Origin of the sequence: Meiothermus granaticius NBRC 107808 (assembly GCF_003574355.1) — a bacterium.
In the GTDB taxonomy this organism is placed as follows: Bacteria; Deinococcota; Deinococci; order Deinococcales; family Thermaceae; genus Meiothermus; species Meiothermus granaticius.
Genome location: NZ_QWLB01000037.1, coordinates 21,971 through 31,403 on the forward strand (window position 1 = coordinate 21,971; position 9,433 = coordinate 31,403).

The following is a 9,433-nucleotide window of genomic DNA, read 5'->3' on the forward strand; positions in this document are numbered from 1 at the left end:
GGCGGACCTAGGATTGTCTAAGGCTTCGGAAGGTGCATTTATCAAATTGCTGGCGACGATCCCGGTCTTCCAGCGCGAACGGGCCGAGGCGCTGCGCGAGCGGATTCTGGTAGACCCCCGCGGTGCTTCGGAGGCGGTACCCTGGCTGCCGGTGCTGCTCGAGGCGGTTTGGCGGAGACACAAGCTATACCTGACCTATCAGCGCAGTGACGGCGAGTCCTACGAGCGACGGGTAGACCCGCTGGGCTTGGTCACTAAAGGGCAGACCTGGTATCTGGTGGCCTGGAATGGCGAAGCCTACCGCACCTACCGAGCCTCGAGGATCCAGGAGGCCCGATTGAGTGGAGAGATGGCGATTGAACCTGAGGGGTTCAACCTTAAGGCCTACTGGGAAGGCTCGAGGGTTGCTCTTAGAGCAAACCTGCCAAACTACTTTGTCTGGGCCAAAGTGGAGGTGGTGGCTTTGGAACGCTTTGGCCTGGTCGGCCGCTGGGCCCAGATGGAGATAGCAGAGCCTCTTGGAAAGGGATGGCTACGGGTGAGGATTCGCTTCGAACTGAAAGAAGATGCCCTAGCGTGGGCCTTGAGCATGGGGATGGCTGCTCAGGTGTTAGAGCCGCTCGAGTTGCGGGCAAAGGTGCGTGAGGTTGCTCGAGCAGTGTATCAGGGCCTCCAAACAGAGGATGAAGCTGGTGTAATTCCGGGAAGAACTCGAGCTGAGGGAGGGTAAGCGGGAGGATGCTCAGAACCCGGCGAAACGCTGGGTGGTTAGCCCCACCAGGAGCATCGCCGCAAAGTAGAACAGGGCCGAGCCCCCAATTACCTCAATGCTGCTCCACTGGTTGCGCCGGAACATCCGCTCGCCGATGAAAAGGGTGGGGTAAGCGTACATCAGCACGAAAGAGGCCAGGGTGCCCCCAATGGTCTGGCTAAACTTGAGGTTGACATGCTCGATCAGGGCCTGGCGCTCGAGCTCGCTCAGGCTGCCGTAGTCGCGCCCGGCTAGCTCGAGGTTCAGCAGCCGCCGGTGCAGTTGGTTCATGACCTGGTGGGCCAGATACGCGGCCAGCGCCAGCAGCGTGGAGACCAGAAAGGGGACCAGCAGAGGGTTCATCAAGGCAGAGTATAGAGAGGGATCTCTAACCTCCCGGTGATGAACAACCCAGTCTGGGCTCTCGAGGCGTTACATACCGGCAGAGGCGGCATCCCGGAAATCGATGCCATTAAACCGCTTCTGCGCGGCATCTAACCCCTCCACCGCCCAAACCTTTACCCCCTCGGCGGCCGCCTCGATCACCTGCGCCATCACCGGCGCGAGTTCGGGGCGGAACCCGGAGAGCACCCAGCCCGCTCCCTCTTCTGGGCTGGGCGGTTTGCCGATGCCGATACGCAAGCGGTGAAAGGCCTTGCTGCCCAGATGGGTGGAGATGGATTCTAGGCCGTAGTTTCCAGCGTTGCTACCCCCCCCTTTGAAGCGCAGCCGACCCGGAGGCAGGTCTAGCTCATCGTGAATCACCAAGATCCGCTCTAGCGGAATTTTGTGGTAGCGGGCGAAGGGGGCCACTGCCTGGCCGGTAGCGTTGTAGAAGGTGCTGGGTTTCATGAGCCAGCCGCTCACCTCCCCTACCGAAAATGGAGCCAGGAGCGCATTGGCTTTGGGGCGGAACCCTGAAGAGAGCCGATCCAGCACCCAAAAGCCCACATTGTGTTTGGTGTGGGCATACTGAGGGCCAGGGTTGCCCTGGGCGACAATCAAGAACATGGGGGTGCAGGAACAGCAGAAAACCGAAAGCTGATGAGGGCTCAGCCTTCGGTTTCAAGCGCTGGGCGTTAGGCCTTCTCTTCCTCGGTCTTGCCCTTTTTGATCACCTCGACCTCGGTGGGGGAAGCCGCCTCGGCGGTGAGCTTCTCGGCGTCCTCGGGCGGAACAATTGCCACCACGGTATCCCCGGCGTTCATCGCCAGGGTTACCCCTTGGGGAAGCTTGAGATCTGACATGTGCAGGCTATCCCCGATGTTCAGCGCGGAGACATCCACCTCAATCGAGTCGGGGATGTTCTTGGGAGAGACCTTGACCTGAATGTCGTTGTTGACCAACTGCAACACCCCGCCCATGCGCACCCCGGTGGCGGTTCCTACAATCTTGACCGGCACATACATCAGCACGGGTTCGTCGGAGAGGGCGTAGAAATCCACGTGATCCGGGCGACGGCGGCGCTTGTCGAGGTTGATCTGACGCACCAGGGTGTCCACGGTCTGGCCATCCTCGAGCTCGAGGGTGATGACGTGGTGAATCCCTGCCCCCATAAAAACCTTGTTGAACTCCTTGAGCTCAACCACCACCTTTCGGTTTTCCTTCTTGTTGTACAGCACGCCAGGCAACTTGCCTGCATCGCGAAGCTGCGCAGGCTTTTCGTTGCCGCGATTCTGGGCCTTGATCCGGTATTCCATGGATTCCTCCGAAATGGGAAGGGTTTCTTTTGTGAGCCACCCTGAGCCAGGGTCGGCGTGACACAAGCCTTACGAGTCTATCACAGGGGCTTGAGGTGGAGCAATGAGAGGGGTGGTAAGCCTGTCCCGCAGGGGGAACGACCCTGGCCGCAGATCTTCAACTTGGCTATACTGCGGGCCATGAAGATCGGCGAACTTCTCGAGCGCAAAGGCCCACAGCCGGTCTTCTCGTTTGAGTTCTTCCCTCCCAAGACCCCTAAAGAGGAAGCCCGGCTGTTTGAGGCGATTGCGGAACTGCGCTTGCTAGAGCCCGCCTTTGTCTCCATGACCTACGGCGCAGGGGGGGCGGGGGCACGCTCGGTGGAGTGGGTGGGGCGCATCCAAAATGAAGTGGGCCTGACCGCTATGGCCCACCTGACCTGTATGGGCCATACCCGCGAGGAGCTGGGCAACATCCTCGAGCAGCTACGGGGGGTGGGGATCCAAAACATCATGGCCATTCGGGGAGACCCGCCCAAAGAGACAGGGGGGCTTGAGGCGACCCAAGGGGAGTTTCGCTACGCCTGGGAGCTGGTCGCGTTTATTCGGGAGCGTTTTGGCCCTGCCTTCTCGGTGGCCGGGGGAGCCTATCCCGAGGGGCATATCGAGAGCGAGAGCCTCGAGGCCGATCTGCGCCACCTGAAGGCAAAGGTCGAGCGTGGCCTGGATTTTTTGGTAACCCAGCTCTTCTTCAACAACGCCCTGTACTTTGGTTTCCTCGAGCGGGCCCGTAAAGTTGGGATCGAGGTGCCGATTTTGCCGGGCTTGATGCCGATCACCAACCTGGGCCAGATCCGCCGCTTCATGGATTTGTGTGGGGCCAGCATTCCGGGGCCGTTGCTTTCGCGCTTGGAAAGGGCTGCCACTCCTGCAGAGGTGGTGGAGATTAGGGTTGAGCACGCCACCCGTCAGGCCATCGAACTGCTCGAGGCAGGGGTGCCGGGCATCCACTTCTATACCTTGAACAAGTCCCCGGCCACGCGGATGATCCTGGAGAACCTGGCGGGGGCAGTGCGCTAGGGAGCATAATTGCCCTATGTCAAGCCTACAGGAGAAGGTCTATATCCTCACCGGTGGAGCAGGGGCTATCGCCGGAGCCATTGGGAAATCCTTTGCCAAAGCTGGGGCGAGGCTGGCCCTGGTGGATGCCCATCCTGGGGCCACCAGTGAGCGGGCCCGCGAGTGGGGGGGGATGAGCTTTGTGGCCAACCTCACCCACTATCCCGATGCCGAGGCTTTGGTGCGCCAGGTTCGGGAGCGGATGGGGCGCCTGGATGGGTTGATCCACACCGTGGGGGGGTTCGCCGCCGCTCCGATCCAAAACAGCGATCCCACCCTCTACGACCAGATGTTCGACCTTAACATGCGCACCCTGTTCTACATGACCCGTGCGGTCATCCCTGAGCTGCTGTCGCAGAAGGACGGTTTCATCGCGGGGATTGCCGCTGGAGCTGCCTGGAAGGGGGCTGGGGCTGGAATGGCCTTGTATGCTGCTGCCAAGGCCGCTGTGGCCACGTACCTGCGCTCGCTGGATGCGGAGCTGGGGGGGACCGAGATCCGGGTGACGGTGGTGTACCCCATGGGGACGGTGGACACCCCAGCCAACCGCAAGAGCATGCCCGAGGCCGACCCCATGAGCTGGATTAATCCCGACGAGATCGGGGAGGCCCTGGTCTACGCGGCCAGCCGCAGCCCGCAGGGGCGGGTGCTCGAGCTGCCGATCTTCCCCCCCCGGTAGAACCCGGTAAGCCGCCGATCTGGCCGGGGGCTCCTACCCCCTTGACCGATGCCAGGCCTGCAGAAGTTCGGCCTCGCGCTCCGGGCTCAAGCCCGCGAGCCTGACCTCGGGTAGCGACCGGGCCCACTCGAGCGTGGCCGTGAGGGTCTCGAGCAGGCTGCGGAAGCTCAACCCGGCGGCTTCCGATCGGGCGGTCGGTATCTGGCAGAGCCCCGCGTCTGGCTCATCGGGAGGCAGCCAAGCGGGGAGGTCCGCCCAAGGCTGCACCCCGCGGGCCTTCAGGAAGGGCCAGTCCACCCAGGTGGGCACGAAGGCATGATGGGTAACCTCACCCAGGGCCTCGGCCAGTTCCCCCATTCGGACCGGGGGTCTGGCCCCATTAAAGACCCCCCCGGTACGGCTCTCGAGCAGGTGTAGGACGAAAGCCGCGAGGTCTCGAGCGTCTATGAACTGAATTGGGGCCTCGGGTGTTCCTGGAAAGAGCCGTTCACCGCCCTGTGCCGCGCGCCAAGGCCAGTAGGTGAAACGCCCGGTAGGGTCGTGTGGGCCCACCACCAGGTGGGGGCGTACCACCGTGGCTCGCCCGGTGTAGACCTCCTGCACCACTCCCTCGCAGAGGGCTTTTAGCCCACCGTAGGTACCACCGGTTACCTCTTCCACGTCAGGGGGGTCTAGCTGCTGGAGCGGGCCGTTCTCAGCGGTATTGGCGGGATCGGCATACACTGAGACCGTAGAGATATAGAGGTAGTGCTCAACCCGATCCTCCAGCAGTTCAGCGCTTTGCCGCACCTCGCGGGGAAGGTAGCCGTTTACATCCACCACCGCATCCCAAGAATGCCCCCGTAGGGCCTCCAAATCCCCGGCCCGGCGATCCCCCAACAGCTTTTCAGCCTGGGGGAAGAGGCCGGGGTTGGTCTGGCCTCGGCTAAAGGTAGAAACTTGGTGGCCCCGCTCTAAAGCCACCTCGACGATATGGCGTCCTACAAACTGCCCTCCTCCCAACACGAGTAGATTCATGGGCCCATTCTCCTGCTTTTTGAGGGCTGGTATCCACCGGTCACTTAGCCCCACTGGGTTTCTCGAGGCCCCTCAGTTTGAGCCTGGAGGGAGCGGGACGTAGAACCACTGAAGGTCGCTGGGAAGGGTTGGTGAGGCGGTATAGAGCTGGCCGGAGGCTCCGAAGGTCACGATCTGGTAGTTCCAACCCCGCTTGAAGACCAAGTTATAGGTATCGCTCCCCACACTGCCGCTCAGGCGCACATCACGGTCCACATAGATGAGTTCGGCTTGGCGGTCGCCGGGCTGGGGGGTGGGGTTGAGCCGGTTGGCGATCCGAATGTCGCCGGCCCGGATCCCAGGGTTGTCGAACTCCGGCTTGATGAGCATCAGGTTCTGGTACTGGGCATCGGGAGGGGTGATGGTAAGGGGACCGGGGGTGAAAGCCCGCAGCACGGTGGGAACCCCCAGGCTATAGCGGACTTTTCCGCTGCTGTCCACGCTGCCCTGCCCAATTACCGGCTGGTTGCCCCTGTTTTCAATCAGCTCGAGCCGCCCGCTTTCCCCCGTAGGCCAGCCCTGCAAAGCCAGGGTGCCTTTTGCGGCCTCCGGACCGGTGGGCGGAGTTGAAGCGCAAGCGGCCAGCAGAGCCAACCCAACCAATACTGCTCGATTCATCCTCCAACCTCCAAGGCTCGGCCCGCGAAGCCTCTCAGTATAACCCGTATACGGGGGAGCCATAAGAAGACCGGTTCTTGCACAATCCTGACCCCGGTTCAGCCCCTTGATTAAGCCCTAAAAGCCGTGTATAGTTACAGGGTTGCGTTGCCTCAGGCCAGCCCCTGGCCGTGGGGCCACAGTCGGTTGCGCCGGGCGGCAAACCCTTCGCGCACAGCGATTCTTGAGAATCTAGGGGCGAATCGGGAGCCTTAGGGCCCCTTCGCTTCTCGCCGGGAACCCCGCACCGAGCGCAGCCTGCATCAGCAGAACGCCCCCAGTGCGGGGTTCGCTTTTAGGAAGCCAGTTCAAGAAAGGATGTGATTACCCTGCCGACCATCAACCAACTCCTCCGCAAGGGCCGCAACCCGGTCAGCAAGAAGAGCAAGACCCCAGCCCTCAAGGGCAGTCCCTTCCGCCGGGGGGTTTGCACGGTGGTGCGCACCGTGACCCCCAAGAAGCCCAACTCAGCTTTGCGCAAGATTGCCAAGGTGCGCCTTACCGGCGGGGGCCAGGAAGTGACCGCGTATATCCCTGGCGAGGGCCACAACCTGCAAGAGCACTCGGTGGTGCTCATTCGCGGTGGGCGTGTGAAGGACCTTCCTGGAGTGCGCTACCACATCGTGCGCGGCAACTACGACACCCAAGGGGTCAAGGATCGCAAGAAGAGCCGCAGCAAGTATGGGGCTAAGAAGCCCAAGGCCGACGCTAAGGGCGCTGCCAAGAAGAAGTAGGTGAGCGATGTCGAGAAGAAGACAAGCTGAAATTCGTCCGCTCGAGCCCGATCTGGTCTACGGGGATGTGGTTGTAACGGCCTTCATCAACCGCATCATGCGTGAGGGCAAGAAAAATCTGGCCTCGAGGCTCTTTTACGACGCCTGCAAGATCATCCAGGAGAAGAGCGGCCAGGAACCCCTCAAGGTGTTTAAGGCCGCCCTGGACAATGTGCGCCCGCGCGTTGAGGTGCGCAGCCGCCGGGTGGGAGGGGCCAACTACCAGGTCCCGGTTGAGGTCACCCCGCGCCGCCAGCAGACCCTGGCCCTGCGCTGGCTGGCGACCGCTGCCGAGAGCCGTGGGGAGCGCACCGCTGAAGCGCGCATTGCCGCTGAGCTGCTCGAGGCTGCCGAGGGCAAGGGCGGAGCGGTTAAGAAACGCGAAGACGCTGAGCGTATGGCCGAAGCCAACCGAGCCTACGCTCACTACCGGTGGTAGGTATGGCTGTAAAGACAGGTTTTGACCTCAAACTCTTCCGCAACATCGGGATCGCCGCGCATATTGACGCGGGTAAGACCACCACGACCGAGCGCATCCTCTACTACACCGGGCGCATTCACAAGATCGGTGAGGTACACGAGGGTGCGGCCACGATGGACTGGATGGATCAAGAGCGGGAGCGGGGAATTACCATCACCGCGGCGGTGACCACGGCCAACTGGAAGCACAGCAAGACCGAGGTTGAGCACCGCATTAACATCATTGACACCCCCGGTCACGTGGATTTCACCATCGAGGTGGAGCGCTCCATGCGGGTTTTGGACGGAGCGGTGGCGGTGTTTGACGCCAGCCAAGGCGTGGAGCCCCAGTCGGAGACGGTATGGCGCCAAGCCGACAAGTACCGGGTTCCCCGCATTGCCTTTGCCAACAAGATGGACAAGACCGGGGCCGATCTGTGGCTGGTGGTCAATACCATGAAGGAGCGCCTGGGGGCCAAGCCGGTAGTGATGCAGCTCCCCATCGGGCGTGAGGACACCTTCAAGGGCATCATTGACGTCCTGCGGCAGAAGGCGGTCATCTTCAAGGATGACGTCGGTAAAGAACAGGAAGTTATCGAGGTTCCGGAGGAGTACAAGGCCCAGGCCGAGGAATACTTCGAGAAGCTGGTCGAGGCGGCTGCGGACTACGACGAGGGCATCATGATGAAGTTCCTCGAGGGGGAAAAACCCAGCGAGGAAGAGATCATCCGGGCCATCCGCAAGGGCACCATCGCCATCGAGATCTTCCCGGTATTCTTGGGCTCGGCGCTCAAAAACAAAGGCGTCCAGTTGCTCCTGGACGGGGTGGTGGACTATCTGCCCTCGCCCTTGGACATTCCCCCCATCAAGGGCAAGACGGAAAGCGGGGAGGAGGTTGAGCGTCCTGCCGACCCCAACGGGCCTCTGGCTGCGCTGGCTTTCAAGATCATGGCCGACCCCTATGTGGGCCGCCTGACCTTTATCCGGGTGTACTCCGGCACCCTTAAGTCCGGCAGCTACGTGCAAAACACCACCAAGGGTAAGAAGGAGCGGGTGGCCCGATTGCTCCAGATGCACGCCAACCACCGCGAAGAGGTGGAAGAACTGCGGGCCGGTGAGCTGGGTGCGGTGGTGGGGCTCAAGGACACCATCACCGGGGATAGCCTGGTGGGGGATGGCGATGAGCCGATTACCCTCGAGAGCATCGAGATCCCCGAGCCGGTGATTGACCTGGCCATCGAGCCCAAGACCAAGGCTGACCAGGACAAGCTGGGCGTAGCCCTCTCGCGTTTGGGTGAGGAGGACCCCACCTTCCGCATCGCCACCGATCCCGAGACCGGCCAGACCATCATCTCGGGGATGGGCGAGCTGCACCTCGAGATCATCGTGGACCGCCTCAAGCGGGAGTTCAAGGTGGACGCCAACGTGGGTAAGCCCCAGGTGGCCTACCGCGAGACCATCACCCGCCCGGTGGATGTAGAGGGCAAGTTTGTGCGTCAGTCCGGTGGGCGCGGCCAGTACGGCCACGTCAAGATCAAGGCTGAACCCTTGGGTCGCGGTGCGGGTTTTGAGTTTGTCAACGCCATCGTGGGTGGGGTAATCCCTAAGGAATACATCCCGGCGGTGCAGAAGGGGATCGAAGAGGCCATGCAGTCCGGGCCCCTTACCGGTTTCCCCATCGTGGACTTGAAGGTCACCCTCTACGACGGCAGTTACCACGAGGTGGACTCCTCGGAAATGGCCTTCAAAATCGCGGGTTCTATGGCCATCAAGGAGGCCATTGAGAAGGGTGGGGCGGCCATCCTCGAGCCCATCATGCGGGTCGAGGTGATTACCCCGGAGGACTTCCTGGGCAGCATCATCGGCGACCTCAACAGCCGCCGGGGACAGATCCAGGGTATGGAGGAGCGCGGAAACGCCCGCCTCATCCGGGCCCATGTCCCGCTGGCCGAGATGTTCGGCTATGCCAACGATATGCGCTCGATGAGCCAGGGCCGGGCCCAGTTCTCGATGTTCTTCGACCACTACGAGCCGGTGCCTCAGAACGTCGCGCAGAAGCTAATCAAAGGACAATAACCCTCGAGGGTCGGGTATCCCATACCCGGCCCATTCCTTGAAAGGAGCGTAACCAAGATGGCGAAAGGTGTGTTTGAGCGGACGAAGCCGCACGTAAACGTAGGGACGATTGGGCACGTAGACCACGGGAAGACCACGCTGACGGCGGCGATTACCTTTGTAGCGGCGGCGGCGAATCCCAATG

General features: G+C 61.9%; 12 protein-coding genes. 7 read left to right on the top strand and 5 right to left on the bottom strand.

Features of this window, described 5'->3' with window-relative positions; translation table 11 throughout:
* Positions 1-46: 46 nt before the first annotated feature.
* Positions 47-730 carry a helix-turn-helix transcriptional regulator gene (locus Mgrana_RS12550; protein WP_240631361.1) on the top strand — a complete coding sequence of 228 codons (684 nt, stop codon included), beginning with the start codon at positions 47-49 and terminating at the stop codon, positions 728-730.
* Between the two features lie 12 nt (positions 731-742).
* On the opposite strand, the gene Mgrana_RS12555 is transcribed toward Mgrana_RS12550, so the two are convergent.
* From Mgrana_RS12555 to Mgrana_RS12565, 3 genes are all read right to left on the bottom strand, one after another.
* Positions 743-1,114: a hypothetical protein gene (locus Mgrana_RS12555; protein ID WP_119357948.1), complete on the bottom strand. Its 372-nt coding sequence runs from the start codon at positions 1,112-1,114 to the stop codon at positions 743-745.
* Positions 1,115-1,183: 69 nt separating this feature from the next.
* Positions 1,184-1,762 carry an aminoacyl-tRNA hydrolase gene (gene pth / locus Mgrana_RS12560; protein WP_119357949.1) on the bottom strand — a complete coding sequence of 193 codons (579 nt, stop codon included), beginning with the start codon at positions 1,760-1,762 and terminating at the stop codon, positions 1,184-1,186.
* A 68-nt stretch (positions 1,763-1,830) separates the two neighbouring features.
* The gene (locus Mgrana_RS12565) at positions 1,831-2,451 is read right to left on the bottom strand and encodes a 50S ribosomal protein L25 (protein WP_119357950.1); all 621 of its coding nucleotides are present in this window, start codon (positions 2,449-2,451) and stop codon (positions 1,831-1,833) included.
* Positions 2,452-2,631: 180 nt separating this feature from the next.
* Here Mgrana_RS12565 and metF point away from each other — a divergent pair, with 180 nt between their 5' ends.
* Both metF and Mgrana_RS12575 read left to right on the top strand, forming a co-directional pair.
* Entirely contained in the window at positions 2,632-3,510 is an 879-nt protein-coding gene (gene metF, locus Mgrana_RS12570) for a methylenetetrahydrofolate reductase [NAD(P)H] (RefSeq protein WP_119357951.1), read from the top strand.
* 16 nt (positions 3,511-3,526) lie between these two features.
* Positions 3,527-4,228: an SDR family oxidoreductase gene (locus Mgrana_RS12575; RefSeq protein ID WP_119357952.1), complete on the top strand. Its 702-nt coding sequence runs from the start codon at positions 3,527-3,529 to the stop codon at positions 4,226-4,228.
* Positions 4,229-4,261: 33 nt separating this feature from the next.
* On the opposite strand, the gene Mgrana_RS12580 is transcribed toward Mgrana_RS12575, so the two are convergent.
* Complete coding sequence (locus Mgrana_RS12580; RefSeq protein ID WP_119357953.1) at positions 4,262-5,245, bottom strand: NAD-dependent epimerase/dehydratase family protein; 984 nt, start codon at positions 5,243-5,245, stop codon at positions 4,262-4,264.
* A 72-nt stretch (positions 5,246-5,317) separates the two neighbouring features.
* Positions 5,318-5,902, bottom strand: a complete 585-nt coding sequence (locus tag Mgrana_RS12585) for a hypothetical protein (protein WP_119357954.1) — start codon at positions 5,900-5,902, stop codon at positions 5,318-5,320.
* A 359-nt stretch (positions 5,903-6,261) separates the two neighbouring features.
* Here Mgrana_RS12585 and rpsL point away from each other — a divergent pair, with 359 nt between their 5' ends.
* The 4 genes from rpsL to Mgrana_RS12605 form a co-directional block, all read left to right on the top strand.
* Positions 6,262-6,675, top strand: a complete 414-nt coding sequence (gene rpsL, locus Mgrana_RS12590; RefSeq protein WP_119357955.1) for a 30S ribosomal protein S12 — start codon at positions 6,262-6,264, stop codon at positions 6,673-6,675.
* A 7-nt stretch (positions 6,676-6,682) separates the two neighbouring features.
* The gene (gene rpsG, locus Mgrana_RS12595) at positions 6,683-7,153 is read left to right on the top strand and encodes a 30S ribosomal protein S7 (protein WP_119357956.1); all 471 of its coding nucleotides are present in this window, start codon (positions 6,683-6,685) and stop codon (positions 7,151-7,153) included.
* 2 nt (positions 7,154-7,155) lie between these two features.
* Positions 7,156-9,249 (top strand): elongation factor G, encoded by a 2,094-nt coding sequence (fusA, locus tag Mgrana_RS12600; protein WP_119357957.1) that lies wholly within the window; start codon positions 7,156-7,158, stop codon positions 9,247-9,249.
* Positions 9,250-9,306: 57 nt separating this feature from the next.
* Positions 9,307-9,433 (top strand): GTP-binding protein (locus tag Mgrana_RS12605; protein ID WP_240631362.1); only part of this gene is annotated, 127 nt, incomplete at its 3' end.